The organism is Fructilactobacillus lindneri DSM 20690 = JCM 11027, from assembly GCF_002907375.1.
GTDB classification, from domain to species: Bacteria; Bacillota; Bacilli; order Lactobacillales; family Lactobacillaceae; genus Fructilactobacillus; species Fructilactobacillus lindneri.
This window is the reverse complement of record NZ_MIYK01000010.1, coordinates 337,326-363,531: the sequence shown is the minus strand read 5'-3', so window position 1 is coordinate 363,531 and position 26,206 is coordinate 337,326. Positions and strand designations below refer to the sequence as shown.

General features: G+C 34.9%; 30 protein-coding genes. 2 read left to right on the top strand and 28 right to left on the bottom strand.

Annotated features, from left to right (window positions below):
- Window positions 1–145 precede the first annotated feature (145 nt).
- Window positions 146–1,702, top strand: a complete 1,557-nt coding sequence (gntK, locus tag BHU33_RS04720) for a gluconokinase (RefSeq protein WP_054645822.1) — start codon at window positions 146–148, stop codon at window positions 1,700–1,702.
- Window positions 1,703–1,793: 91 nt separating this feature from the next.
- Here the strand turns inward: gntK and BHU33_RS04715 are convergent, their stop codons facing one another.
- The 13 genes from BHU33_RS04715 to BHU33_RS04660 all read right to left on the bottom strand — a co-directional run bounded on the left by BHU33_RS04715 (window position 1,794) and on the right by BHU33_RS04660 (window position 17,013).
- A complete protein-coding gene (locus tag BHU33_RS04715) occupies window positions 1,794–2,717 on the bottom strand; it encodes a M20/M25/M40 family metallo-hydrolase (RefSeq protein ID WP_225355259.1) in 924 nt (307 codons plus the stop codon).
- A gap of 5 nt (window positions 2,718–2,722) precedes the next feature.
- The gene (locus tag BHU33_RS07620; RefSeq protein WP_225354766.1) at window positions 2,723–3,022 is read right to left on the bottom strand and encodes a hypothetical protein; all 300 of its coding nucleotides are present in this window, start codon (window positions 3,020–3,022) and stop codon (window positions 2,723–2,725) included.
- Between the two features lie 20 nt (window positions 3,023–3,042).
- Window positions 3,043–3,570, bottom strand: coding sequence for a GNAT family N-acetyltransferase (locus tag BHU33_RS04710; protein WP_054645823.1), 528 nt, complete (start codon window positions 3,568–3,570; stop codon window positions 3,043–3,045).
- Window positions 3,571–4,104: 534 nt separating this feature from the next.
- On the bottom strand, window positions 4,105–5,478 hold the full coding sequence (gene rlmD, locus BHU33_RS04705) for a 23S rRNA (uracil(1939)-C(5))-methyltransferase RlmD (protein ID WP_054645824.1): 1,374 nt from the start codon (window positions 5,476–5,478) through the stop codon (window positions 4,105–4,107).
- A gap of 48 nt (window positions 5,479–5,526) precedes the next feature.
- A complete protein-coding gene (locus BHU33_RS04700; RefSeq protein WP_054645825.1) occupies window positions 5,527–6,468 on the bottom strand; it encodes a diacylglycerol kinase in 942 nt (313 codons plus the stop codon).
- 14 nt (window positions 6,469–6,482) lie between these two features.
- The gene (gene gatB / locus BHU33_RS04695; protein ID WP_054645826.1) at window positions 6,483–7,904 is read right to left on the bottom strand and encodes an Asp-tRNA(Asn)/Glu-tRNA(Gln) amidotransferase subunit GatB; all 1,422 of its coding nucleotides are present in this window, start codon (window positions 7,902–7,904) and stop codon (window positions 6,483–6,485) included.
- Window positions 7,905–7,906: 2 nt separating this feature from the next.
- Entirely contained in the window at window positions 7,907–9,364 is a 1,458-nt protein-coding gene (gene gatA / locus BHU33_RS04690) for an Asp-tRNA(Asn)/Glu-tRNA(Gln) amidotransferase subunit GatA (RefSeq protein ID WP_054645827.1), read from the bottom strand.
- Complete coding sequence (gatC, locus tag BHU33_RS04685; protein ID WP_054645828.1) at window positions 9,364–9,672, bottom strand: Asp-tRNA(Asn)/Glu-tRNA(Gln) amidotransferase subunit GatC; 309 nt, start codon at window positions 9,670–9,672, stop codon at window positions 9,364–9,366. The genes gatA and gatC overlap by 1 nt, the downstream gene beginning before the upstream one ends.
- Window positions 9,673–9,699: 27 nt before the next feature.
- Complete coding sequence (locus BHU33_RS04680) at window positions 9,700–10,815, bottom strand: CamS family sex pheromone protein (RefSeq protein ID WP_167550922.1); 1,116 nt, start codon at window positions 10,813–10,815, stop codon at window positions 9,700–9,702.
- Window positions 10,816–10,833: 18 nt separating this feature from the next.
- Window positions 10,834–12,864: an NAD-dependent DNA ligase LigA gene (ligA, locus tag BHU33_RS04675; protein ID WP_056997686.1), complete on the bottom strand. Its 2,031-nt coding sequence runs from the start codon at window positions 12,862–12,864 to the stop codon at window positions 10,834–10,836.
- Between the two features lie 14 nt (window positions 12,865–12,878).
- Window positions 12,879–15,134 (bottom strand): DNA helicase PcrA, encoded by a 2,256-nt coding sequence (gene pcrA, locus BHU33_RS04670; RefSeq protein ID WP_056997687.1) that lies wholly within the window; start codon window positions 15,132–15,134, stop codon window positions 12,879–12,881.
- A gap of 82 nt (window positions 15,135–15,216) precedes the next feature.
- Entirely contained in the window at window positions 15,217–16,350 is a 1,134-nt protein-coding gene (locus BHU33_RS04665; protein ID WP_054645830.1) for an ATP-grasp domain-containing protein, read from the bottom strand.
- A 12-nt stretch (window positions 16,351–16,362) separates the two neighbouring features.
- A complete protein-coding gene (locus tag BHU33_RS04660) occupies window positions 16,363–17,013 on the bottom strand; it encodes a glycoside hydrolase family 73 protein (RefSeq protein ID WP_065866197.1) in 651 nt (216 codons plus the stop codon).
- 116 nt (window positions 17,014–17,129) lie between these two features.
- On the opposite strand from BHU33_RS04660, the gene BHU33_RS04655 reads away from it, so the two are divergent.
- On the top strand, window positions 17,130–17,414 hold the full coding sequence (locus BHU33_RS04655) for a hypothetical protein (RefSeq protein ID WP_054645831.1): 285 nt from the start codon (window positions 17,130–17,132) through the stop codon (window positions 17,412–17,414).
- A 143-nt stretch (window positions 17,415–17,557) separates the two neighbouring features.
- Here BHU33_RS04655 and gloA2 read toward each other — a convergent pair whose 3' ends face one another.
- The 15 genes from gloA2 to infA all read right to left on the bottom strand — a co-directional run bounded on the left by gloA2 (window position 17,558) and on the right by infA (window position 26,197).
- On the bottom strand, window positions 17,558–17,950 hold the full coding sequence (gene gloA2, locus BHU33_RS04650) for an SMU1112c/YaeR family gloxylase I-like metalloprotein (protein ID WP_054645832.1): 393 nt from the start codon (window positions 17,948–17,950) through the stop codon (window positions 17,558–17,560).
- Window positions 17,951–17,952: 2 nt separating this feature from the next.
- Window positions 17,953–18,801 (bottom strand): SPFH domain-containing protein, encoded by an 849-nt coding sequence (locus BHU33_RS04645; RefSeq protein WP_054645833.1) that lies wholly within the window; start codon window positions 18,799–18,801, stop codon window positions 17,953–17,955.
- Window positions 18,788–19,129, bottom strand: a complete 342-nt coding sequence (locus BHU33_RS04640; protein WP_225354765.1) for a hypothetical protein — start codon at window positions 19,127–19,129, stop codon at window positions 18,788–18,790. The genes BHU33_RS04645 and BHU33_RS04640 overlap by 14 nt, the downstream gene beginning before the upstream one ends.
- A 93-nt stretch (window positions 19,130–19,222) precedes the next feature.
- Window positions 19,223–19,615 carry a 30S ribosomal protein S9 gene (gene rpsI / locus BHU33_RS04635; RefSeq protein WP_054645834.1) on the bottom strand — a complete coding sequence of 131 codons (393 nt, stop codon included), beginning with the start codon at window positions 19,613–19,615 and terminating at the stop codon, window positions 19,223–19,225.
- Between the two features lie 13 nt (window positions 19,616–19,628).
- The gene (gene rplM, locus BHU33_RS04630) at window positions 19,629–20,072 is read right to left on the bottom strand and encodes a 50S ribosomal protein L13 (protein WP_054645835.1); all 444 of its coding nucleotides are present in this window, start codon (window positions 20,070–20,072) and stop codon (window positions 19,629–19,631) included.
- Window positions 20,073–20,196: 124 nt separating this feature from the next.
- Complete coding sequence (gene truA, locus BHU33_RS04625; protein ID WP_056997688.1) at window positions 20,197–20,997, bottom strand: tRNA pseudouridine(38-40) synthase TruA; 801 nt, start codon at window positions 20,995–20,997, stop codon at window positions 20,197–20,199.
- Window positions 20,998–21,795, bottom strand: a complete 798-nt coding sequence (locus tag BHU33_RS04620) for an energy-coupling factor transporter transmembrane component T family protein (RefSeq protein ID WP_054645836.1) — start codon at window positions 21,793–21,795, stop codon at window positions 20,998–21,000.
- A gap of 6 nt (window positions 21,796–21,801) precedes the next feature.
- Complete coding sequence (locus BHU33_RS04615) at window positions 21,802–22,656, bottom strand: energy-coupling factor transporter ATPase (RefSeq protein WP_056997689.1); 855 nt, start codon at window positions 22,654–22,656, stop codon at window positions 21,802–21,804.
- Entirely contained in the window at window positions 22,635–23,459 is an 825-nt protein-coding gene (locus BHU33_RS04610) for an energy-coupling factor transporter ATPase (RefSeq protein WP_054645837.1), read from the bottom strand. Before BHU33_RS04610 ends, BHU33_RS04615 begins: the two co-directional genes overlap by 22 nt.
- 164 nt (window positions 23,460–23,623) lie before the next feature.
- Window positions 23,624–24,004, bottom strand: a complete 381-nt coding sequence (gene rplQ / locus BHU33_RS04605) for a 50S ribosomal protein L17 (RefSeq protein WP_054645838.1) — start codon at window positions 24,002–24,004, stop codon at window positions 23,624–23,626.
- A 22-nt stretch (window positions 24,005–24,026) separates the two neighbouring features.
- Window positions 24,027–24,977: a DNA-directed RNA polymerase subunit alpha gene (locus tag BHU33_RS04600; protein WP_054645839.1), complete on the bottom strand. Its 951-nt coding sequence runs from the start codon at window positions 24,975–24,977 to the stop codon at window positions 24,027–24,029.
- Window positions 24,978–25,038: 61 nt separating this feature from the next.
- Window positions 25,039–25,428 (bottom strand): 30S ribosomal protein S11, encoded by a 390-nt coding sequence (gene rpsK, locus BHU33_RS04595; protein ID WP_054645840.1) that lies wholly within the window; start codon window positions 25,426–25,428, stop codon window positions 25,039–25,041.
- A 28-nt stretch (window positions 25,429–25,456) separates the two neighbouring features.
- Complete coding sequence (gene rpsM, locus BHU33_RS04590; RefSeq protein WP_054645841.1) at window positions 25,457–25,807, bottom strand: 30S ribosomal protein S13; 351 nt, start codon at window positions 25,805–25,807, stop codon at window positions 25,457–25,459.
- A gap of 25 nt (window positions 25,808–25,832) precedes the next feature.
- Entirely contained in the window at window positions 25,833–25,952 is a 120-nt protein-coding gene (gene rpmJ / locus BHU33_RS04585; protein WP_054645842.1) for a 50S ribosomal protein L36, read from the bottom strand.
- A gap of 26 nt (window positions 25,953–25,978) precedes the next feature.
- Window positions 25,979–26,197 carry a translation initiation factor IF-1 gene (gene infA / locus BHU33_RS04580; RefSeq protein ID WP_054645843.1) on the bottom strand — a complete coding sequence of 73 codons (219 nt, stop codon included), beginning with the start codon at window positions 26,195–26,197 and terminating at the stop codon, window positions 25,979–25,981.
- Between the last annotated feature and the right edge of the window lie 9 nt (window positions 26,198–26,206).

The following is a 26,206-nucleotide window of genomic DNA, read 5'->3' as shown; positions in this document are numbered from 1 at the left end:
GCGTAAATAAGTTAGTCTAATATTATCATTATTGACAGTGTCTTGCTTGAAGTTCATTCCTTATTTCAATATAATGAAAGCGTTACAAAAATTTTTAATGACTGAATTTAACTGTTTTAAATATGTAGTTAGGGGAAATATTATTATGGAATACGTAATTGGTGTTGATATTGGTACTACCAGTGTCAAAACAGTTTTGTACGATGATAAGGGACAAGTTAAAGGATATTCAAACGACCTTTATACACTTTATCAAGATACGGCTGATATGGCTGAAGAAGATCCAGAAGAAATTTTTAGTGCCATGCTAGAAGGTTTAAATCACGTTCTTGAAAAAGCTGATTTAAAAAATGGAACTTTAAAAGGAATCTCATACTCTTGTGCAATGCACAGTGTAATTTGTCTAGACGAAAATTATAAACCACTAACACGTGCTATTACCTGGGCTGATAATCGAGCTGTAAAGTATGCTGATGAGTTAAAAGAAAACGGCGTTGGAATGGAACTTTACAAAAAAACTGGAGTTCCAACTCACCCAATGTCACCATTAACAAAAATCATGTGGCTAAGAAATGAAAAACCAGAAATTTTCAAAAAAACTAGATGGTTTGTTGGTATTAAAGAATATATTAACTATAAATTATTTGGTGTTTTAAAAGAAGATTATTCGATTGCAAATGCTACTGGTTTATTTAATATTTTCACAATGGATTGGGATCCCCAAGCACTTGAAGTTGCTGGGATTAAACAAGATCAATTACCTGATTTAGTTGATACTACTTATCAATTTAAAGGAATGAAGAAACATTATGCACAAATGATTGGAATTAATCCAGATACTCCTTTCGTCATTGGTGCTTCTGACGGACCTTTAGCTAATCTTGGAGTAGATGCCATTCAACCTGGTGTAGTGGCAGTTACAATTGGAACTTCTGGGGCTGTTCGAGTAGTAACTGACAAACCAACTATTGATCCTAAGGGACGAGTATTTTGTTACTACTTAGCCAAAGATATGTGGGTTGTTGGCGGACCAGTTAATAATGGTGGAATTGTCTTCCGCTGGGTTCGTGATCAACTCTGTCTTCCAGAAAAAGTAACCGCAGAACAAATGCACATTGACGCTTATGATTTGTTAACTGAAATTGCTGCTAAGATTCCCGCAGGATCAGATGGCTTAATCTTCTTACCATTCTTAGGTGGCGAACGTGCCCCTATTTGGGATGCTGATGCTCGTGGAACCTACTTTGGTCTTACAAGAAAACACACTAGAGGTCATATGATTCGAGCTGCTCTAGAAGGAATCGTATATAACTTATATACCGTCATGCTAGCACTTGAAGAAGTTGTTGGCGATCCAAAGAGTATTCAAGCTACTGGTGGTTTTGCTCGTTCAGAATTATGGCGTCAAATGCTAGCTGATGTTTTTGAACAAGATGTAAATATTCCCGAAAGTTTTGAAGGAACCGCATTGGGTGCTGCTGTCTTAGGGATGTATAGCCTTGGTATGATTGACAGTCTTTACGATGTTAAAAACTTTGTGGGAGTTACTAATACCCACAAACCTAACCCTGTTAATTACGAAGCTTACCGTGAATTAGTTCCAATTTATATTAATTTAAGTCGAGACTTGAAACCAGAGTACAAAAGTATCGCTACTTATCAACGAGAACATGCTTCTGAATGGAACGAAGAAGAAAATTAGAAATATTAGTTATTTAAAAAGACACTCAAATGAGTGTCTTTTTTATTTAAGACCAATAAAATAAATCTATTAAATCTGAATTTAAATTATTTTACTTATTTAAATAATCCTTAAATAGTTTTTGATAAATTTCAATAAAATCAAACCACATTTGTTCTGAAGCATATTCATTAGTTTGATGCATTTTCAATGGATTACCTGGGCCAAAGACAGCGTAGTTAGCTCCACTTAATTTATCTTTAAGGAGCTCTGAAGCATCCGTTCCACCTGCACCACTCAAAACATCAATCTTATCGTTTGAAAAGGGATTAAAACCCTGCTTAGCCTGAATTTCTTTTCCTTGTTGTTTTTCTAAAGGAGTATATTGCATGTTTTTCATGTAGGGAGTCGCAAATTTGATAATATCTTTAATTAATTTTGATTCTGGATCTCCAACCACTGGTGGAATGTTCATTAAAATTTCAATTTTAATTTCACCTTCATGAGTTTGATTAAAATCATCAATAATCGTTTTAACATCATCTATCACATCATCATTTGAATATTCAGGTACAATTCGAGTGTTAATTTGAGCTTCTGCGTTTGCTGGAATCGCATTAATTTGAATTCCACCTTTGAAAATATCAATCGTAAAGGTCGTTTTGCCTAAAATATCATTTTGGTTTTGGTTGGCACGAGCTTCGACCTTAGTTTTAATTAATTCCAAGACATCCATTAAGTTTTGAATGGCATTAATCCCAAAGTTGGGACGTGAACTATGAGCAGCTTTCCCTTGAGCAGTAATCTTAAAGTCGACTTCACCCTTATTAGCATAGACCGTCCGATAACCAGTTGGTTCCGCAATTAAAAGCGTATCTGAATCATGCATTGCACCATCAGCGTGTAATTGACGCGAGCCGTGCATATTTGATTCTTCCCCAGATGTCAAAACTAAACGTAACGTTCCATTCAGAGGAACTTCGGCATCCTTTAGATTAATCATAGCAATCACTAAAGCAGCAACGCCACCCTTCATATCGGTTACCCACTTCCATACATTTGTCCGTCTTTACGTACTAACGTAAATGGATTAGTATCCCATTTTTTCACATCGACTGCGACGGTATCCAAATGCCCACTAATGGTAAAAACTGGCTTTTGTCCGTTTCCAATTTCAGCAATTAAATTAGCTTCATGATTCCCTAAATTTTCAATTTCACTTTCAATCCCGTGTCCTAACAATAAATCTTGCAAATATTGAGCCTCGGCTAATTCATTACCTTCTGAAGTGTTAAAACTAACTAATTTTTCTAAAACCGCTAATTTTTCTTCTTTATTCATTCATCTCACCTAACTAATGATTATTTTTGTAATTTTTTGACCATGACTAAATCGGTTTGGGGGTCATTTCCTAAATCAAAGGTATGAGTGGTTGTCTGTTTAAATCCAATCTCATGGTAAAAGGCTAAAGCTTTATCGTTGTCACACCACACCCCAAGCCAAAGATACTCAGCATGATCTTGATTAGCAGTTGTTTCTGCAAATTCTAATAATTTACGACCAAGTCCTTGCCGTTTAAAGGATGGTAAAACGTATAATTTTTCAATTTCAACTGAATCACCATTGTAAGCTTCCGTTTGGGCATCAGCAAAATTGAGTTTCATATAGCCAACTACCTTCCCATCTTTCATTATAAAGTAAAACGCACAGTTTGACTGCTGTAATTGAGTCGCAATTTGTTCTGATGAATATGAATCTTGAAGATAATCAGCAATATTTTGATCAGCACTGGAGCCACGATAGGTATCCCAAAAAGTATCAACAATCATTTTATGCAATTTTTGAACATTTTCGGGTGTATCAGTAATCTTTTTAATTTCGGTATCCATTTTAAATTTATGACCTTTCAGTAATACGACTAAAGTTCGTTTTTATTAATATATAACTAAAAAACAAGCAATGTCAATCGTTTTACGAAGATTGAAAGTGTCTTTTGAAAGATAATATTCGGATTTTGTTAAAATTAATTTTTTTATATAAATTTCATTGATTAATGAAAATATCATAATTAAAAACCACACCATTTAAATTATGTTGCTGAACTTTATATGAATTTAAAAATTAAAATTTACGAAGAACGTTCGATTTAGCTTGCATTAATGATTTATACATTAATAGTTATTGGAATGATTATCGTAATTTAAAATCATTAATCTACAGTTATCTTAAAAAATTTTGAAATTATTTAGCTCAAATAATTGATTGTGGAATTAGCAATTTAAATTATCATTGTTTGACCCATTCAGAATTGTTATTTACTAAGTTTTAAGAAGTCATTTGGAAAAATAATTTAACTTGAAAATAATAAAAAAGCGACCAAATCAATCAAGATTTGGTCGCTTTTATTATGTTTATTTGATTTTTTAATCCCGAGAAAATACCGTGACACTTTCAACGTGCGGCGTTTGAGGGAACTGATCAACAGGTTGAATTGGCTGCTTGATTTTATATCCCCCAGCAATCAATAGTTCGGCATCACGGACCAGAGTAGCTGGATTGCATGATACATAAACTAATCTTTCCGGACTCATTTGAATTGCACTTTCAATAAAACTAGCATCCAATCCTTTACGAGGCGGATCAACTACGATTACATTAGCTTTAATTCCGTCTGTTTCCCATTTTTTCATTTGACCTTCAGCTTTACCAACGACAAAGGTAGCATTTTCAATGTGGTTTAACTTAGCGTTTGTACGAGCATCCTCAATTGCTTCTTTAACCACATCAACACCATACACATGTTTAACCTCGGGCGCCATTGCGAGCGAAATAGTTCCAATTCCGCAATATGCATCAATCACAATATCATTTTTAGTTAAACTAGCTTTTTCAATGGCAAGTGAATACAATTTTTCAGTCTGTTCGGGATTAACTTGATAAAACGACAATGGAGAAATCATAAATTTAGTGTTTAATAATTCATCCATAATGTATTCTTTACCAGCTAACATGACATTTTTTTCGCCTAATAAACGGTTCCCCTTACTCGTATTGATGTTAAGCACTAAACTATCAAGGTTTGGCAATGCTTTTTCAATATCAGCCACAATCTCTGCTGCATGAGGTAATTGTTTCCCATTCATGACTAAAACAATCATCATTTCATGACTAAACTTACCATAACGAACCATAACGTTTCGAATTAAACCTTGATGAGTTAATTCATTATAAGCAGGAATTTGATATTTTCGTAAAATATCTCTAACAACCAAAATTGCTTTATCAATTTGTGGATCTTGAATATAAAAATCTTCAATTGGAATCAAATCATGACTATGACGACGATAAAAACCGGTTTCTAATTGTCCCTTAATTTCTCGAACTGGAATTTGTGCTTTATTCCGATATTCTGAAGGATTTTCCATCCCAATTGTAGGATCAACTTGCACATCAAGATGAGCTTTTTTAAATAGCTCTGCAATTTGATGTTGTTTGAATTCTAATTGTTTGGGATAACTTAAATGTTGTAACGGTGCAATTCCTGATTGAGTATAACGTTTATCTTGAATTTCTACTCGATCAGCACTTTTTTTCAAAACTTTAATCAACTTACCAAATGCAAAATTCTTTTTAACTTTAATAATCTTGATTTTTACTTCTTCAGTTGGTAATGCATCTTCGATAAAGATTGGAAAATTATCAACTTTAGCAACTCCCAATCCCTGATAAGTTAAATCAGAAATTGAAACGGTTAGTTCTTCATTTTTAGTCACTGGTGCTATAATTTTTTTACTCATTTTTTCTCCCTAATAAAAAGTTTTGTCGAAAATATCGACAAAACTTACTTAATCATCAATTTTAGCAACTTTATCTTTTTTTAAATTAGCAAAAATTGAGATTCTTTCCTTTAAATTCACAAACTTCATCGGTGCATTGCCACCAAACTCACCATCAAGATTAATTGGCATCCGACCATCTTTAGGAACCACAGAAAAATTACGCGTCTTCTTATATATAATCCGCGAGTCATTAACGTGTCGTCCCCCGTTTAAAGCTTTAGTAATTAACTGAAGAATTTCAACCATATTGCCAGTTTTAACAATAATCATAGTGAAATTACCATCATTTAAAGCTGCATTAGGAACTGCTTGTTCCAACCCACCAACTGAATTAGTCATGGCCAGAAAAAACATCGACGCCATTCCTTCATACTCACCATCATCATAGGTGGCTTTTATATTCATCGGTTTTGCTTGCGGAATTAATTCTACCGCTTTTAACAAATAAGCCATATAACCTAAAATAGTCTTCAGATCAGACGGAACATCATAAGTTAGTTCAGTAAAACGTCCTCCAGCAGCAATATTAATGAAATACTTGGTAGTTTTATCATTATAGGCTTTGCCAACGTCCATGGAAGTTAATTTACCATTAGTGATTACTTTGGCTGCTTCTACAAAGTCATCACGGGGAATTCCTAGCGCTCTCGCAAAATCATTAGTTGTGCCAGCTGGAATAATCCCTAATTTAGGACGATTTTCCAACGGTGCAATCCCATTAATAACTTCATTAATCGTTCCGTCTCCGCCAGCAGCTACGACTAGATCAAATCCATCTTTTGCAACGCGAGCCGCTTCATCTTGAGCAGAATTAGGCTTGGCAGTAGTCGCAAACGTACTAGTTTCATATCCTCCCTGCTCAAGAACATCTAAAATATCAACCAACTTGGTCTTTAACGTTTCTCTTCCAGAGGTTGGATTATAAATTATCCGTGCTCGCTTTTGCATTCTTACACCACTTTCTAGTTATTTAATGATTTCATCAAAAGTTGATTAACAATTTGAGGATTTGCTTTTCCATGAGTTTGTTTCATGATTTGTCCAATTAAAAAGCCAACTGCCCGATCTTTTCCATTATGAAAATCTTCAATGGATTGTTGGTTATTTTCTAATACTTCATCAATAATTGGTTGTAACTTAGCTGGATCAGATAATTGTACCAGTCCCTTTTCTTTAACAAATTTCTTAGGATCTTTACCTTCAGTAATGGCTTTAAAGACCTTTTTAGCCATCTTGGTTGAAATTGTCTTGTCCATAATCATTTTAATCATGGTAGCCAACGCTTCTGGAGTGATTTTAGTATCTTCTAAGACCACTTGATTGTCATTCAAATAGGCATTCACGTCACCTTGAAGGTAATTAGAAGCCATCTTAGGATCACTACCAAGTTCTACTAATTTATTGAAGAAATCAGACATTTCTTTAGTTTGGGTCAAAACCATGGCATCATATTCAGTTAAACCTAAATCATTTACATAACGTTTGCGCCGACTAGCAGGCATTTCTGGTAATGCTTCTCGCAATTCGTTAATCCAGTCATCAGAAATATCAAGACTAGGAAGGTCAGGTTCTGGGAAGTAACGATAATCATCTTTTCCTTCTTTGACCCGCATTAAATAAGTCTTGCCAGTTAATTCATCAAAACGTCGTGTTTCAGCTCCGATGGTTCCACCAGACATTAAAACTTGTGCTTGACGTTCTTCTTCATAGGCAAGCGCTTTACGAACGTAATTAAAAGAGTTCAAATTTTTTAATTCAATTTTTTGACCTAGTTGATCGCTTCCAATTGGTCGCAACGAGATATTACAATCAACTCGCATTGAACCTTCTTCCATTTTCACATCGGAAACACCAGTAAATTGAATTCGTTCACGCAAACCTTCCAAATAATCATAAGCCTCTTGTGGCGATGACATTTCTGGTTTAGAAACAATTTCAATCAAAGGAGTTCCTTGACGGTTTAAATCAACGTATGAATAGTTTTTACCGTGCGTGTTTTTACCGGCATCTTCTTCTACGTGCATTTCTTCAATTCCAATTTTTTTCTTGCCATCTCCGCTTTTAACTTCAATCCAACCATTAATAGCAGCTGGAGTATCATTTTCAGTTACTTGATAGCCTTTAGGGTTATCAGGATAAAAATAATTTTTTCGGTCAAAATGAGGATGCTTTTGAATGTCGGCATGAAGAGCAAGTGCAGCAGTAATTCCATTTGCAATTACCTGTTTATTAACAGTTGGAAGGGTTCCTGGATAACCCCAATCAATCACGTTCGTATTTGCATTGGCTTCAGCACCATATTTTACTGGGGAAGGACTGAAAATTTTCGAATTAGTTTTTAATTCAACGTGGACTTCTAGACCAATAGTAGTTTCAAAATTCATAATTATTTACCTCCCAACTGTGGTTTTTCTTTATGAAAATCAGTATTTTGTTCAAATGCATATCCAGCTTGGTAAATTGTACTTTCATCAAATGGACGTCCGATTAACTGCATTCCAATTGGTAATCCTTTGCTAAATCCAGCTGGTAATGACATTCCTGGCAATCCAGCCAAGTTAACTGGAATTGTCAAGGTATCATTTGTATACATTTCAGTTGGATCAGTTGATTCAGTACCAACTTTAAAAGCAGTTGTTGGTGTCGTTGGTCCCATGATTAAATCATGATCTTTAAAGACCTTTTGAAAATCATTTAAAATAATCGTTCTAATTTTTGCTGCCTGTTTAAAGTATCTATCAAATGAGCCAGCTGAAAGGGAAAATGTTCCCAACATTATCCGACGTTTAACTTCGTTACCAAAACCAGTTGAACGAGTTTTAACGTACAAATCTTCAAGATTTTTAACGCCATCAGCTCGATAACCATAACGAACCCCATCAAAACGTTCCAAGTTAGATGAAGCTTCAGAAGAAGCTAAAACGTAATATGCCATTACACCATACTTAGAATTAGGTAACGAAACTTCATCTACGGTTGCACCTAATTTTTGATAGGTTTCAGCGGCCTGTTTAATAGCAGTTTTAATCTCTGGATCAACTCCTTCACCTAAATATTCTTTAGGTAAAGCAATTCGTAATCCTTTTACACCAGCATCAATATGTTCAGTAAAATCAGGAACTTCTTTTTTAGAGGATGTCGCATCATGTTCATCATGTCCAGCAATCGCATTTAACATATGAGCATTATCTTTAACATTATTAGTCAAAGGACCAATTTGGTCAAAACTTGAGCCAAACGCAATTAATCCCCAACGAGAAACTCGTCCATAAGTTGGTTTTAACCCAACTACTCCGGTAAACGAAGCGGGTTGACGAATTGATCCACCAGTATCAGAACCCAAACTAACTGGGACTTCACCTGCTGAAACAGTCGCAGCAGATCCACCAGAAGAACCGCCAGGAACTGTATCAAGATTCCATGGATTACGTGTAGTCTTAAAAGCTGATTTTTCTGTAGAACTACCCATCGCAAATTCATCAAGATTAGTTTTACCAACAATTACAGCTCCAGCTTTTTCTAACTTTTCCACAACTGTTGCATCATAAACTGAGGTAAAGTTTTCTAACATTTTAGAAGCAGCCGTCGTCTTCATGTTTTTTGTAACAATGTTGTCTTTAATAGCAATTGGCATTCCAGAAAAAATGTTATCTGGATCAATTCCAGCAGCATCAATTGCTTTAGCTTTTTCAATTGCTTGATCATTCATTGATAAATAGGCTTGAATGTCATCAGCTTCGGAATTAATTTTATCAATTGTTTGCTTCGTTAATTCTTCGGAAGTAATATCACCATTAACTAATTGTTGGTGAACTGATTCTAAATCATTATCAAAATAATTCATTATTTGTCCTCACTTTCATCAATGATAGTTGGTACTCGAATCAAACCATCGACTGCTTCAGGAGCGTTATGCAATAACGCATCTCTTTGTCCCCAATTATCTGCAACATCTTCACGCATTACATTGATTCGATCAGTTACGGTATAAGTTGGTTCAACCCCATCAGTATCAACAGTATCGATTTCATCTAACATTTCAAGCATGTCGTTGAGTTGTTCTGTGAACTTAGGCAAATCTTCTTTATCAATACTTAGCTTGGCTAGACCAGCAATATGTTGCGTTTTTTCTTCATTTACTTTTTCAGTCATTTTGTTCCTCCAATCCAATTTTTGTGATTAGTAATTATTAAAAACGTGTGCACTAAATTTCTTAGCATTTTTACTTCGACTTAGATAACTTTGTACTCCATTTGTTGAGCCAACGTTAATTTCAATTGGAGTATTTTGAGGCAAGTATTTTTCTGCCGAGGTTTGCAAATACTGAGTAAAACTATTGATTTCAGTATAACTATAAAATTGTGTAGTAACATCGATATGCATTCCGGTTAAAGAGCCGTTTGTATATTGAGCTTGTGCAGTAATTCCACTTAAATTAGGGAAATAGCTTTGGGCTTTTTCTTTAAATTGATTAAAGGCCGTTTCATCATTTGCATTTGGTGCCTTTTCTCCATTAGTAGTTGGGAAAACATAGTTCTTTTGATCAATCTTATTCCATGAACTAACTGAATCCGAACCAGGATTATTAACAGAGTAAGCAAAGAAATTACCCCCAACTAAACTATCATCTGGAGCGGCCTTATATAAGGCAATTACAATTGGAATATTTTTCAGATCTTTTTGTTTTCGTAATCTTGCTAATACAATGTTTGCTAATTCCTTACCTTGCTTTTCAATCTCTGCACTATCAAGTTTCTTTGAATACTGAGCACCATATTTTTCTTTAGTATAGTAATAAATCGAATTAAGTCCCAATCCAACGGTCATACCTTTTAGTTTCATCTTACCGCCTTCAGGTTGAAGGTAATCTTGTTCATCAATCTGTTGTAGATATTCTGGAACTACTTTTTTCTTGGGTTGTTCTGGATTTAAACCATCAGGATTATCTTTACTCTTTCTTCCTAACCAATTTTGTGTGGTTTCAGTTGAAATTTCTTGCCCTTCTTGGAAAACATATTTATCAGGAGAAAATTCTTTTTTAGAAATATCCAATAATCCATGTTGAAAACCTTGAAGATTAAATTGGTTACTAGTTTGTTGATCATCTACACCGGATGATTTGCTGACTTGATAATGACCATCTTTAATTAAACTTTGGTAATTACTGCTAGAATCACTACCTGTTAACTGTGTTTTATTAGAACCGCTATTAGTTCCCAATTTATTATTGCTTCCACAGGCAACTAAGACCAATGAGCTAGCTGCTACCATCAAAATCATACTTAATCGTTTCACTGTTTCACCTTCCACAACTTATTGTTTTTCCGCCATTTCTTTTTTAAACCTTGATTCATCCCAGACCGGAATCTTCAACTTCTGAGCTTTTGTTAACTTGCTGCCAGCAGCTTCTCCTGCTACTAATAAATCAGTTTTCTTAGAAACACCACTGGTTACTTCAGCTCCTTGATTTTGAAGCCACTCGGAAGCTGCTTCTCTAGTCATACTAGTTAACTTACCTGTTAATACTACTCTTTTATTGGTAAAAAATGTATCTGGTTGAACAGTTGGGTTAGGACCAGTGTATTTCATATTAACTCCAACTGTTTGGAGTTCTGCAATCAAATCCTGACTATTTGGATCAGAAAAGTAAGTTACCACACTATCAGCGATAATATCACCAATTGAATCAATGGCGGCAATTTGATCACGAGTAGCTTTCATTAAAGCATCGATTGACCCAAAATGTTGTGAAATCAGTCTAGCAGCTTTATTACCAACGTGACGAATCCCCAAACCGAACAACAATCTTTCCATCGAATTATTACGACTTTGATTCAGTGCTGTCAACAAATTTTGGGATGATTTTTCCCCAAATTTATCTAAATCAATTAAATCTGTTTGTTTTAATTTGTATAAACTCGCTACATCTGAAATTAAATTCCTTTGAAATAGTTGTTTTACAATTTTAGGACCTAGCCCATCAATATCCATTGCATTCCTAGAAGCAAAATGAGTAACTTGCTCTGCTAATTGGGCTGGGCATTTTGGATTAATACAGCGTAAGGCAACTTCATCATCTAAATGAACTAATTTTGCTCCACATGATGGACAAGTATCTGGAATGACATACGGCTTTGAATCAGCAGGTCGAAGTTCTGGCAAATATCTTTCAACTTCAGGAATAATATCCCCTGCCTTATAAAGAACAACTGTATCACCAATCCGAATGTCCTTCTTTTCAATATAATCAGCGTTGTGAAGCGAAGCACGCGAAACAGTCGTCCCAGCTAATTTGACCTTATCCATAATGGCAGTAGGTGTCACTACCCCGGTTCTTCCTACGGTCCATTCAATATCATTAATTTTAACTTTGACTTCTTCGGGAGAAAATTTATAGGCAATTGCCCACTTAGGTACTTTAACCGTATGACCAATCTTCATTTGTAACGGAAGTGAATTAGTTTTAATCACAATTCCATCAATTCCATAACTTAAATCATTACGTTGTTGCTGATACTTATCGACATATTGATTGATTTCGTCAATGGTATAAGCAACTTGAAAATCCTCATCAACTGTAAAACCAAGTTCTTTTAATTCCTTTAACATTCCGCTTTGCGTTGTAGCTTGTAAGTCGCTATAATCTGCCACATTGTACATAAAGGTACTTAGATGACGCTCAGCAGTAACTTTAGGATCTAATTGGCGCAAACTTCCAGCTGCAGCATTGCGAGGATTGGCAAAGGTAGTCTTACCATCAATTTGGCGACGTTCATTTAACTTAAGAAATTCCGTTTTGCTCATATAACATTCTCCGCGGACTTCAATGTTAATTGGACGTGTTAACTTTTGTGGGATTGACGGAATCATTTTAATATTTTTAGTAATATCTTCCCCAATTTTCCCATTTCCACGGGTAGATCCCTGAACTAAAATCCCATTTTCATAACGCAGAGAAATTGATAAACCATCAATCTTTAATTCACAATTAAATTCCTGATCTTCTGGGTATTCCTTTTGCAAACGCTCAATAAAATTGTTTAGTTCTTCTTTTGAAAAAACATCTCCTAAAGATAGCATCGGAATCGGATGTTTTACTTTAGTGAAATCAGAATCAACATTTCCTCCGACTTGTTGAGTTGGAGAATCAGAAGTTACAATATTTGGAAACTGCTCCTCTAATTTCACTAATTGGTTATAGACTTGGTCATATTCAGCGTCTGGAACAGACGGCTGATCATTTTCATAGTATTCTTTTCCCCATCTAATTAATTGAGGTCGCAGTTCATCAGCAGCCTGACGAGCTTCTTGTTCAGTTAAATTTTCCGATGAAAGTTTGTGCAAATCACTCACCGCCTTTATTTTTCAATCTTTTTGATTGGAGCAAATGCAGCTAGCAATCGCTTCACACCTTTATCTTTAAAGGCTATATCCAATTCCATGTCTTCGCCTGTACCATTTATTTTAACAACGGTTCCTTCACCCCACGTTTTATGACTAACTTTATCGTTAATTTTCCAAGCTTTTTGCTCAGCTCCAGTTCCTGCTGGCTTAGCAACTCGATGTTGTGATTGTTGATAAGGCGTACTAAAAGCACGATCGCTATTACGCTGATAAGTATTATCAAACGGCGTTTTAGGACCTTGGGATTTCATGGCGTTTTCGTTATCAAGCAGTTCTGGTTTGATTTCTGTCATAAATCTTGAAGCTGGATTGTTTTGCATCCGTCCATACAACATGCGGGAAAAAGCATTGGTAAGATATAATTTTTGCTTCGCCCTAGTAATTCCCACATATGCCAACCGTCGTTCTTCTTCAAGTTCATCCGGTTTCTCGGCAGCTCTGGCAAGCGGAAAAATCTTTTCTTCCATTCCTACCATGAAAACCACTGGAAATTCCAATCCTTTGGCAGCATGGAGTGTCATTAAAGTGACTTGTTTAGCATTTTCATCAACATCATCTTGAGCAGATACTAATGCTAAATCTGCTAAGAAATCAACCAATCGATTTCCTGTTTCACTATCTGATTCATCATATTTATCATCAAAATTTTGTGTAACTGAAATAAATTCTTCGATATTTTCAATTCGTGCCTGTGCTTCTAAATTATCGGCAGCTTTTAGAGCAGCCATATAACCAGTTTTATCAAGAATTTCTTCTGTAATCTCAGTTACCGTTTTATCATTGGCTTTAGCTTGCAACGATGTCATAATTTGTCCAAAATTAGCAATTGCATTTCGCGAACGAGCTGGAATGTCATTAGCCATTACCACATTATTAGCAGCTTCAGATAAGCCCCACTGATTGTCGCTCGCATAGGTTCTCAGTTTTTCAAAACTGCTAGCACCAATCCCACGTTTAGGAACATTGATAATTCGCTCAAAACTCAAGGAATCGTTGGGATTAGCAACTAATGTCAAATATGAAAGCAAATCCATAATTTCTTTTCGTTCATAAAACTTATGACCACCAACCATGGTATATGGAATATTAGCCTTTAAAAAAGTTTCTTCAATTACTCGAGATTGTGCGTTTGTTCGATACAAAACTGCAAAATCATTATAAGAAAACTTCTTTTGCTGCATCTCTTCTTTAATCTTAGAAACTACATATTGGGCTTCATCACGTTCGCTTTGTGCTCGATAGTACGTGATTTTGTCTCCTTGTCCATTTTCAGTCCATAAATTTTTATCTTTACGCTCTTCATTATTTTTAATAACTGCATTAGCAGCACTCAAAATCGTTTTAGTGGAACGATAGTTTTGTTCCAGCATCGTAACGTGAGCAGTTGGATAATCATTTTGAAAATCCAAAATATTATTCATGTTGGCACCTCGCCAGCCATAAATACTCTGATCAGCATCACCCACTACACAAAGATTATGATATTTACCAGCTAGTAATTGAACGAGGCGATACTGGGCTTCATTTGTATCTTGATATTCATCGACATGAATATAATGAAACTTATTTTGATAATAGCTAAGCACATCTGGAAATTCTTCAAATAATTGAATTGTCAGCATAATTAAATCATCAAAATCGACTGAATCATTTTGTCTTAATCGTTTTTGATATTCGGCATAAACATCAGCGACTACCTGATGAAAGGGATTGCCATCATTATGATTATTTTGATAATCAAGTGGGGTTTCCAAATCATTTTTGGCATTCGAAATCGCCCCTAAAATTACTCGTGGATCATTTTTCTTTGGATCAAGATTCAAATCACTCAAAATTCTTTTAACCAAAGTCTTTTGTTCACTCGTTCCAGCAATTGAAAATGCCTGATTATAACCCAATTTTTCAATATTTCTGCGTAAAATTCTAACTCCTAAAGCATGAAACGTTGAAACCCACACATCGTCTCCGCCAACATCTAATAGATTACTGACTCGTTCTTTCATTTCACGTGCAGCCTTGTTAGTAAAAGTAATTGCCAAAATATTCCAGGGCTTAACATCTCGTTCTTCAATTAAATAAGCAATGCGATGAGTTAACACACGAGTTTTCCCACTACCAGCACCTGCCATAATCAAAAGAGGTCCATCGACACATTCAACGGCTTCTTTTTGTTTATTATTCATATTTTTTAACAGGTTTGCTTTAGCCATTATTATTCGTCCTCTCAAAATTCATTGTTAGTTTAATTATATCAAAAAAGAGAGCTGGCATAATTGCTAACTCTCAATTTCTTTAATTATTCTCCCAAATTTTAGTCGCAGCAAGTTTCTCTAAAGATTTTGTAACTGATTTAGTAGGTATCAATAGACAGCCAGAATAATCATCATCGATTGCATCGGACTGATAATCAAATATAAAATGCCAATCAGGTTGCTTTAATCGTTCCTGAATGATAGCTGGAACTTGTCGTTTAGTAAATGTTTGCATAATTACATCACTATATTTAGTCACATCTGCTAATGGTATTCCAGAAATAGCACGTAAATGTTGACGGTATTCATTGATATTTATTGCTAAATTAAATAAATAACCTGTCTTGCTAACCGTTGGAGTGATTCCGCAAACGTATAAGGCACCATCTTTGGTAATTCCAAACGAAACTTCATACGTACCTACATATTTAATGTTATTCCCAATTACATCAGTAATCCGAATCATTTCGTCAACAACTTCATCATCAACTTTATCTAAGACCGTATTTATTGTTTGCGGTTGATGATTAACGAATTCAGTTATTACTGGGGGAAATTGTTTAATTTGATTATTAACGTCTTTAGCTGCAATTACTGAAAAACGTTGTTGATATGGGACACCAGACTCAAGGATATAAGCTCCATGATCAAATAAACTTCCTATTAACTGAATATCTGCCTTAGTCTTGATTTCAAATTGTTGACAGTTTTTTGAATTCTTTAAAATAGGTTTTAAAGTAGCTGGATATCCAATTGCTTCAATTGCTTGATAAACATCACCTAAATTAACTACCGTTGCATATGGGGCACTATTAACGTTTAACTGTTCAAAAAATGCATGTTCAATAGCACGATCTTGAACCATTTCTAACAGACTCATCCCTTGGGGAACTTGAGCGAATTTTTGAATAAAAGCTAGGATTTCAGGATCCATAAGATCAGAAACATATGTAACAACATCACATTGTTCGGCAAAACGCTGGAGTTGTTCCTTATCATCTAATTTGCCTACAAACGCAATGTCGGCCTGTCGCTGTATCTGACTATTATCGTGAGTACTGTACGTAGCAATTCTAAGCCCTGCATCACGAGCCGCATTAATTAACTGCGTGCTGCTAAAATAATTCCCAATGATTCCGATTGTATTACCTGGTTGTAATAAAGTTGAATTCATCTTAAATTCTCCTTATTTTTGATTTTTATCATATTTGTTTAGATGATACTTTTCAATAATTTGAATAATTTTTTGAGCATAAGCAGGATCTGTTGCGTAACCGTCAGAACTGAGACCAGCGGCCGACTGTTTATAATTATTAGCTTGTACAACTTCTTTATACTGCATATTATTCCAGTCAGTTCCATGTGCCAATAATTGAGCATGAGCCTCAATTGACTGGTTCCAATTATCATAAACCCGAAAACGCCCAGTAACTGTTTGCGGTTTACCGTTGGTATACTCAGTCGTACTTAGTTCCACGCTTTTTTGATTAGGATCTGCTTTTACGCCAAATAAATTATTGTATTTTGAAGCTAACTGACTTTGTCCCCAATTTGATTCTAAGATAGCTTGTCCAAGTGTAATACTAGCTAAAATCTTATATTTTTTCTGCACGTCAATTGCAGAAGGGAGAACCTTGTTAATAAATTCTTGATGCTGCTTGCTAACTCCATTTTGAGTATATCGCGTAAAAGATGGTGAATTGACAAATTTGATAGCACCAATGGCTCCTGCCATTAATACTACAATCAAAATAATCAATCCATATCCTGTGATTTTACTCTGTTTTGCTTTTTTGGTACGTCGTTGCGGACGCTTACGTTTTCTTTTTTTTGCCAAAACTAACCTCTATATAAAACTATGTACTTAAATTGTACTACAAAATAGTTTAAAATTGACAAAAGTTGAATATTCGTTTATATTTCATAAGTTAAGTACATTAGGAGGTGATTCGTTTGCCAAAAAAGAATGACGAAGCAACTGAAACAGAACTATCACCGTTTGACATTGGTGATGAGGTTAGTTTTGAGATTAAAAAACAAAAATTCACTGGTTTTATTGATAAGGCCTACAAAAATGCCTTTTTAGTAACATTTGAAAGTGATGATCCAGAGATTATTGATAGTTATCATAGTAAAACGGTAGTTAACTGGAAAGACTTAACCATGATTAAACAGGCTCCACGAGTTGAAAAAGAACCTGAAGAAGACAAAGAAGATTCTGATGAAAATAAAAAATAATTTTTAAGTAAAAGCTGACCGGAACTAAATTCCGGTCAGCTTTTTTTATCTATCAAACTTAAAAATTTTCACTCAAACTCTTATCATATTTCATTAAAGAATGACCTGGATATGATATCAGATGTAAAAACTTTATCAACTAATTATTCATGTAATTCAATGGGCAACCCATCAGGATCATAAAAAAAGACCATCTTTTCACCGGTATAATCATCTTTTCGCAACGTTTCGACCTTTACTCCTTGAGCTTTAAGCATCTTAATATCAGTTTCAATCTGAGTAGTGGCAAATGCCAGATGTCGTAACCCTTGAGCTTCTGGATAATTAACTCGTTGTGGCGCACTCGCTTTAATAAATAATTCTAATTCTGTAATATCATTGATTTTTAAATCAATTTTAACGTCCGCTTTATCTGGACGGTGATGTTCTTGAATTACAGAAAAGCCTAAAATATCACGATAAAAATGGAGAGACTTATCGTAATCTGATCCAATGATGGCAATGTGATGAATTTGCTTAAAATTTAATTTTTTCATGTTTATTTAGTTTCGTTTGTTCTTTGCATTTTACTAAAAGCAGCTAACTGGCCGTATAAACTATTGCTTTCATTTGGCACAATAATTAAGTTTCCATCCTCACCTGCTTTTCGTATTGCATCAATTGATTGCGCATTGAAAAACTTAGAATCGGATGCGGCATAAGCCTGTTGTAATTCGTTAATTCGATATTTTTCAGCATCTGCCCCAATCTTAGTGGCATAAGCAGCTGCATCCGCTTCAATCTCGGTCTGTTGTTTGTCAGCTTTAGAAGTGGCAATCTTTGCAGCATTTTTTGCTTCGGTGTTTAGGCGAATCTGTTCAGCATTCCCTTGTGCTTCTGAAATTGTTGCTTGTTTATTTTTTGAAGCTGTAATTTGATTTTCCATCGCCTCACTAACACCTTTAGAAGGTGTTAAGTCACCAATTTGAACTCTTTCAATCATCACACCATATGTGTTGGTAAGGTCACCGATATTCTGCATTAGTTTCGTATTAATTTTGTCAGTTGAATTTAAAACTTCATCTAAATCCAAACTACCAATAATATCACGAAGTGTTCCGCTAACTTGGTAGGCCATTGATTGAATCGAATTACTGTTGCCAAACGTATAACGCTCTGCATTAGTAATTCGGTAGTTTAACGTAACTTGGATACTGATGCTGGCATTATCTTTGGTAATCCCAGTTTGAACTGGCAAAGCCAGTGGTTGTGATTGTAAGCTAACAGTTCTAACTCTTCCTACAATTGGAATATAAAAGTGAAGTCCACTTTCAAGTTGGTGAGAATACTTTCCTAAAAAAGTCACTAATCCGACGTTGTTTTGTTGCACAATCTTAATTCCGAGCATGGTACTCTCCTTTATCGACTAAATAAACTTTTTGGTCGGTCACATCAGCCACTACATAAGTCGCTTTTGGCTTTAATGTACTGCCGACGAGTTGGTAAAAGTATAACACACCGTTAAGTTTTACAATTCCATCCGCTTGCAGTTGCTTACCGCTAATTTCGGTGCCGACTAAATCAGGCATCCCAATTAGTTCTGGATTAGCAAAATGTTGGGTGATGATTGACTCAATTTCGGCAGCCACAGTGATACCTTTGGCGTTGGCTAACATTTTAGCAGTTTTCAAAATTCCAATATCAAGTGAAATATTAATTTTTTCTTTTTTCGACATTAATTACCTCATCATTATATTATTTAAAATAAATTATAAAAAACACCCACGCCAAAGCGTGAGTGTCCAAAATAAGCATATTTGAAAAATATTTTAACGTTTTGAGAATTGACCAGCCTTACGAGCTTTCTTAAGACCTGGTTTCTTACGTTCTTTCATACGAGCATCACGAGTTAATAAACCAGCTCGTTTAAGTGCTTCTCTGAAATCTGGATCTACATCAAGTAAAGCACGAGCAATTCCTAAACGAACTGCACCAGCTTGACCAGAGAATCCACCACCATTAACGTTAGCTAATGTGTCATAGTTACCAAGAGTTTCAGTAACATTGTATGGTTGTAAAATAACTTCTCTTAAGTTTGGGAAAGGAATGTATTCTTCAACGTCTTTACCGTTGATAATAACTTTTCCTGTGCCGGGTACTAAACGTACACGAGCAACTGAATCTTTACGGCGACCTGTGCCAGTATATTGTACTTTAGCCAATTGTGTTTCCTCCTTAAATTAGGTTGTTAATATCTAAAACTTCGGGTTTTTGTGCATCATGTTTGTGATCTTCACCTGCATAAACGTGAAGTTTCTTAGCAATCTTACGTCCTAATGTACCATGAGGAAGCATACCTTTTACAGTTTGCTCAATTAACTTATCTGGCTTTTCGTCGCGTAACTTGCCAAATGATTCTTGTTTAATCCCACCAATGAATTGAGTGTGGTGATAGTGCATTTTATCTTTTGCTTTACGACCAGTTAAGGCAACTTCTGAAGCATTGATAACAATCACGTTGTCACCTGTATCAACGTTGGGTGTAAATGTTGGTTTATTTTTACCACGTAAAATTGAAGCAGTAACACTTGCAAGACGACCTAGTGGAACGCCTGCTGCGTCAATAATGTACCATTTATGTTCAATTTCATCGGGTTTAGCCATGTATGTTGTACGCAATATTTCTTCCTCCATGTTTCTGTGTTTGTTCGACACCTTATAAGTTTCCGGGGCTTATGTGGGGCAAACAATACCAACTACCATGATACAAATTATCAACTAAAAAGTCAATATTCTTTCAAGATTAATCCCGTTGTTGATGTTTTTTCATCGAATGTTTAGGATCATCACCCGGATAATAAACTTTTTTTAGATACAAGCCATTAGCTGGCATCGTTAAACGAGCTTGCTGTCGATCTTTGACTTTCAATAAACGCTGAATATCATGAACTGGCCGTTTACCCATCCCAATTTCAACCAAAACGGCAACCATAATTCTGATTTGATTATACATGAATCCATCTCCATAAAACTCGAGTTGAATCTCATCATTAACCTCATCGTCGATTGCATTAACCGCAAAAATCGTCCGAATTCGACTTCCAGGTTTAGCCCCAGAAGCAACAAATGAAGAAAAATCATGTTTTCCCACAAAATCCTGAATTGCTGTATCAATAAGCGAAAAATCAATTGGCAACCGCCAATGCGCCGTATAATTTCGTTTGAAAGGATCAGTAAATCTGCCTTGAGATATTCGATATAAATACTTTTTCCCGGTTACATCATAACGAGCATGAAAATCATTGGATACTATTTCAACATCTTTAACTTCAATATCCAAGGGACACATACTATTTAAACCTTTTAGCATACTGTCAGCTGGAATATCAAACGGAAAATCAAAATGAGCGACCTGAGCTAATGCATGTACTCCTGCATCAGTTCTACCCGAACCATATACGGAAATCTCTCCATCTGCTCGCTTAGCCATCTTATTTACAACTCTAGTTAAAACACCCTCAATCGTTCTTTGCTGAGGTTGTTTTTGAAAACCAGCAAACTTTGTACCATCATATGCAAATGTAATTTTATATCTGTTTGTCAATTAAATCTTCCTCATTAATATTACTAAAATCCCTAGTATTAAAACTACTACTAAACAAAGAGTATCAAATATGGTCCAATGAAACTGCTGGTAACTACTACGAGTTGCATTTGCCTCATATCCACTAGCACTTAGAGCATCCGCTAAATTATCAGCATGCCGAAAGGACGATACCAAAATAGGAATAATCAGCGAACAAATGCTTTTAACCCGTTTAATAATTCCACCACTACCGAAAGAAACTCCTCGTGATTTTTGTGCATTCATAATAGTATGTAATTCATCAACCAAAGTTGGAATAAATCTTAATGCAATCGATATCATAATACTAATGGTTGCAACTGGAACTCCAAGATATTTTAAAGGACTAATTAAATACTCTACTCCAGTAGCAATCGCATTTGGAGAAGTCGTCAGCGTTAAAATTGTAGCTTCAATAATAATCAAAGTAAAACGAATAAAAATCAACACAGCCATTTCTAAGCCCACTGAAGTAATCTTAATTGGTCCCCATTGCCAGTAAATCGTTCCTTGATTACCAAATAAAATTTGAATCAAAACAGTAAACATAATTAACCAAAGAAATGGTCGGATAGCTCTAAAAACTGTTTTGACCGACGTAGCTGACAAAATAAGTTGAAGTAAAATAAATATTGCTAATAAACCGTAATTTAACCAATTATTAGCAAACAATGTCCAAGTAATCAACAATAAAACTGCTAAAATTTTTAGAGCAGGATTGAGTCGATGAATAAATGAATTCCCCGGAAGATAACTTCCAAATACAACATGATTCATTCAACTTCACCTCACCATTTTTGATTTCTGCATAATTAATTTTATCAGTTCATTTTTAGTCATTGGCAGTTCATCTAATACGATTCCATGTTGTTTTAAAAGTTTATACATTTTAACAGCATCTGGAAGAATAACCGTATCTTGATAATCTGCAAAAAATTGTTTAGGGATAATGTCCGCTTGAACTTGTCCCTTATTCAAATAAACAACTCGATTAGAATATTCACTAACAACATTCATATCATGTGTAACCATAATGATGGTTGTCTTATTTTTAACATTTAATTTTTTAATTAATTCTAAAATATTTTTTTTACCATTAGCATCTAGTCCAACGGTAGGCTCGTCTAAAACCAAAACTTGAGGCTGCATTGCTAATACTCCTGCAATTGCTACCCGCCGCATTTGTCCCCCAGACAACTCAAAAGGCGACCGATTAAATAACTCAGATTTGATACCTACTGAAAGCAAAGTCTTTTTTGCTAAAGTTTCTGATTCTTTTTTTGAATAACCAAAATTAAGTGGTCCAAAACTTACATCATCTAAGACTGTATCCGCAAATAACTGTTTTTCTGGCGATTGAAAAATCATTCCAACTTGAGATCTAATTTCTTGTAAATTTTTCTTTTTTGTCTTGGAATTAAGCTCGATTCCATTTATCTCAACTATTCCTCTCGTAGCAGTTTGCAATCCATTTAATAATTTAATTAAAGTTGATTTCCCACTACCAGTTGAACCGATAATTGTTAGAAACTCTCCTTTTTTAACTTTTAAATTAATCCCATGTAATGCTAAGTGTACAAATGGTGTGTTAGGAGCATACAAATAATCAACATTATTTAAATTAATTTGGTAATCCATTGTGCTAATTCCTCATCATTTAGATATTGGTTTGGTAACTTAATTCCTTGACTAGTGAGTTCTTTTTTAACTTGTTCACTAAACGGAGGTTCCATGTCCATTCTTTTCATCAAGTTAGTACATAAGAATAACTGTTGTGGCTCACCTGAAAAAATAATCTGTTGTTCTTGAATTGCAATCACGTTATCAACCTGATCCAACATTTCTATGTCATGTGTAATGATTATAATCGTTAAATCAGTCGTTGTTTGTAACTTTTTTATGATATTTTTTATTTCTTGTTTTGAAACTGGATCAAGCATGCTCGTTGCTTCATCCAATATTAAAATTGATGGATTAATTGCTAAGGCAGCTGCTATGGCAACTTTTTGTTTTTGTCCGCCAGAAAGCAAATTAGGATCCTGATTTTCAAATTCATTCATTCCAACTTTAATTAATGCTTTCTCAACCATTTCATGCATGATTTTATAATCAATATTTCGATTTTCTAATCCAAAAGCAACATCTTCAGCAACTGTAGCACCAATAATTTGATCATTAGGATTTTGAAAAACAAGACCAATTTTAGTTCGCATCTGAGCTATATTTTTTGTATTGATCTTTTCTCCATCAATTTCAATTGTTCCAGAATCAGGTGCAAGTAATCCGTCCATTAATTTAGCAATTGTACTTTTTCCGCTTCCATTTTTACCAACTAAAGCATTAGTAGTTCCCGCCTTAATTTTAAACGAAATATCTTTCAGTACACTAATTTGATTCTCATATTTAAACGAAACATTTTTAAATTTAATTTTTGACGGCACTAAATTCACCTACTTCTGAATATTATGTATAAAAAAATCACTAAAAGATTAAGGCGCATGGTTTAACCCACATTCAAGCTAGACTTGGAAATCCATCATCGTAACGCTTTATACCTTAATCTTAGTGATTCAGTGAAATATTAAATTATCTTAGAATTTATTAATTAAACAAATTCTAAAATTACCATTTGTGCACCGTCTCCACGACGAGGAATGGTTTTAAGAATCCGAGTGTACCCACCATTACGATCCTTATATTTAGGAGCAATTTCATCAAATAATTTTTGCAAAGCAGATGTTACTTTAATGTCATCACCATCTTCTTTAACATCTGCAATCATATTTTGTAAATATGCAGCTGCTTGACGACGAGCATTTAAGTCCCCACGTTTACCTAAAGTAACCATTTTTTCAGCAGAAGATCTTACATCTTTAGCTTTTGCTTCTGTAGTTTTAATTCTTCCATTAACAATTAAGTCAGTAGTTAAATTACGAAGCATGGCACGACGTGGTCCTTTTTCACGACCAAATTTACGATAACTCATAAGTTGGTATCCTCCTTTTTATTTAATCTTCTTTACGAAAAGATAATCCAAGAGCTTCAATTTTTTGTTCAATTTCTTCAAGGGACTTACGACCAAGATTTCTAACCTTCATCATATCAGCCATGGATTTATCTGTTAATTCTTGAACAGTGTTAATTCCAGCACGTTTCAAACAATTATATGAACGAACTGAAAGATCTAATTCTTCAATTGACATTTCAAGCATTTTTTCTTTATGGCTTTCTTCTTTTTCAACCATTACGTTAGCTTTTTGAGCTCGATCAGTTAAGCCAACAAACATATCAAGATGTTGACTTAAAATCTTAGCAGCTAAACTAATAGAATCAGAAGGAGTAATTGAACCATCAGTCCAAACATCCAAAGTCAATTTATCAAAATCATCACGTTGTCCAACACGTGTATCTTCCACTTGGTAGTTAACACGTTCGATTGGGGTATAAATAGAATCGACTGGTAATACACCAATTGGCATATCATCGTTTCTAGCTTTGTTTTCTTCAGCTGATACATATCCACGACCTTTGTTAGCAGTCATAGTCATGTGTAAAGTGGCACCTTCAGCAACAGTTGCAATATGCAAATCAGGATTCAAAATGGTTGTATCGCTATCAGTAACGATGTCACCAGCTGTCACGTCTGCAGGCCCGGTTACATTAATACTCATAGTATGGAGATCATTATCATCAGATTCAATCTTTAACTTGATTTTCTTCAAGTTTAAAATAATCTTAGTAACATCTTCTGTAACACCTTTAACAGTTGAAAATTCATGCAAAACACCATCAATTTGAACACTGGTTATGGCAGCACCAGGTAATGAAGCCAGCAAAATACGTCTTAAAGAATTACCAAGGGTTGTCCCATATCCACGTTCTAATGGTTCTACAACTACTTCACCATAGTTATTTGTTTCTTCAATTTTATGAATGTTAGGCTTTTCAAATTCAATCATTCTAATTTCTACCCCTTTCAAACCGCGTTGAGTCTTTTACAAAATTAACTTTCATTAAAAATTAAACTCTACGACGTTTTGGAGGACGACAACCATTATGAGGAACTGGGGTAACATCGCGAATTGCTGCAACTTCCAAACCAGTAGTTTGTAAAGCACGGATTGCAGATTCACGTCCAGAACCTGGTCCCTTAACAGCAACTTCAACTGATTTCATACCATGTTCCATTGCTGACTTAGCAGCTGCTTCAGCGGCCATTTGTGCAGCAAATGGCGTTGACTTACGACTTCCACGGAAACCTAAAGCACCAGCAGATGACCATGCAATTGCATTCCCTTGAATATCAGTAATCATAACCAATGTATTGTTAAAAGTTGAATGGATGTGAGCAACACCGGATTCAACATGTTTTCTTGCTTTACGTTTACGAGTATTTTTAGTCTTTACCATATGAATTGATAACCTCCTTTTTTAATTATTATTTCTTGGTTCTCTTACCTTTTCTGGTACGAGCGTTGTTTTTAGTGTGTTGACCTCTAGAAGGTAAGCCACGACGATGACGCATGCCACGGTAAGAACCAATTTCTGAAAGTCTCTTAATATTCATACTAACTTCACGACGCAAGTCACCTTCAATAGTGAATGAGTCAAGAGCAGCTCTAATCTTATCTTCTTGATCAGGAGTTAAGTTTTGAGTACGAACGTCTTCAGAAACACCAGCTTCTTTTAATACTTCTTGGGCAGTTGTTTCACCAACACCATAGATATATGTTAATGCAATTACAATTCGTTTGTTACGTGGTAAATCTACTCCGGCGATACGAGCCATTAATGTCCACCTCCTGTTATATTAATTATTTTCCTTGTCTTTGTTTGTGTTTTGGATTTGCGGAACAAATTACCATCACACGACCTTTTCTTTTGATGATTTTACAATGTTCACACATCTTTTTTACTGATGGTCTCACTTTCATATTATAAACCTCCTAAATAAAAGACATCACTTAAATCTATAAGTAATTCTGCCTTTAGTTAAATCATATGGTGACATTTCAACAGTTACACGATCTCCTGGAAGTATCTTAATGTAATGCATTCTAATTTTACCAGAAACATGAGCCAAAATAACGTGACCATTTTCTAATTCAACTTTGAACATTGCATTAGGTAAGGTTTCAGTAATCTTTCCTTCGATTTCAATTACATTATCTTTAGACAAAATAGTCCT

Excerpts from the sequence above, each read along its gene's own strand:
- gntK (WP_054645822.1), top strand. The coding sequence starts at position 146 with ATGGAATACGTAATTGGTGTTGATATTGGTACTACCAGTGTCAAAACA.
- BHU33_RS04715 (WP_225355259.1), bottom strand. The coding sequence starts at position 2,717 with ATGAAGGGTGGCGTTGCTGCTTTAGTGATTGCTATGATTAATCTAAAG.
- BHU33_RS07620 (WP_225354766.1), bottom strand. The coding sequence starts at position 3,022 with ATGAATAAAGAAGAAAAATTAGCGGTTTTAGAAAAATTAGTTAGTTTT.
- BHU33_RS04710 (WP_054645823.1), bottom strand. The coding sequence starts at position 3,570 with ATGGATACCGAAATTAAAAAGATTACTGATACACCCGAAAATGTTCAA.
- rlmD (WP_054645824.1), bottom strand. The coding sequence starts at position 5,478 with ATGAGTAAAAAAATTATAGCACCAGTGACTAAAAATGAAGAACTAACC.
- BHU33_RS04700 (WP_054645825.1), bottom strand. The coding sequence starts at position 6,468 with ATGCAAAAGCGAGCACGGATAATTTATAATCCAACCTCTGGAAGAGAA.
- gatB (WP_054645826.1), bottom strand. The coding sequence starts at position 7,904 with ATGAATTTTGAAACTACTATTGGTCTAGAAGTCCACGTTGAATTAAAA.
- gatA (WP_054645827.1), bottom strand. The coding sequence starts at position 9,364 with ATGAATTATTTTGATAATGATTTAGAATCAGTTCACCAACAATTAGTT.
- gatC (WP_054645828.1), bottom strand. The coding sequence starts at position 9,672 with ATGACTGAAAAAGTAAATGAAGAAAAAACGCAACATATTGCTGGTCTA.
- pcrA (WP_056997687.1), bottom strand. The coding sequence starts at position 15,134 with ATGGCTAAAGCAAACCTGTTAAAAAATATGAATAATAAACAAAAAGAA.
- BHU33_RS04665 (WP_054645830.1), bottom strand. The coding sequence starts at position 16,350 with ATGAATTCAACTTTATTACAACCAGGTAATACAATCGGAATCATTGGG.
- gloA2 (WP_054645832.1), bottom strand. The coding sequence starts at position 17,950 with ATGAAAAAATTAAATTTTAAGCAAATTCATCACATTGCCATCATTGGA.
- BHU33_RS04645 (WP_054645833.1), bottom strand. The coding sequence starts at position 18,801 with ATGCTCGGAATTAAGATTGTGCAACAAAACAACGTCGGATTAGTGACT.
- BHU33_RS04640 (WP_225354765.1), bottom strand. The coding sequence starts at position 19,129 with ATGTCGAAAAAAGAAAAAATTAATATTTCACTTGATATTGGAATTTTG.
- BHU33_RS04620 (WP_054645836.1), bottom strand. The coding sequence starts at position 21,795 with ATGAATCATGTTGTATTTGGAAGTTATCTTCCGGGGAATTCATTTATT.
- BHU33_RS04615 (WP_056997689.1), bottom strand. The coding sequence starts at position 22,656 with ATGGATTACCAAATTAATTTAAATAATGTTGATTATTTGTATGCTCCT.
- rplQ (WP_054645838.1), bottom strand. The coding sequence starts at position 24,004 with ATGAGTTATCGTAAATTTGGTCGTGAAAAAGGACCACGTCGTGCCATG.
- BHU33_RS04600 (WP_054645839.1), bottom strand. The coding sequence starts at position 24,977 with ATGATTGAATTTGAAAAGCCTAACATTCATAAAATTGAAGAAACAAAT.
- rpsK (WP_054645840.1), bottom strand. The coding sequence starts at position 25,428 with ATGGTAAAGACTAAAAATACTCGTAAACGTAAAGCAAGAAAACATGTT.
- rpsM (WP_054645841.1), bottom strand. The coding sequence starts at position 25,807 with ATGGCTCGTATCGCCGGAGTAGATTTACCACGTAACAAACGAATTGTA.
- rpmJ (WP_054645842.1), bottom strand. The coding sequence starts at position 25,952 with ATGAAAGTGAGACCATCAGTAAAAAAGATGTGTGAACATTGTAAAATC.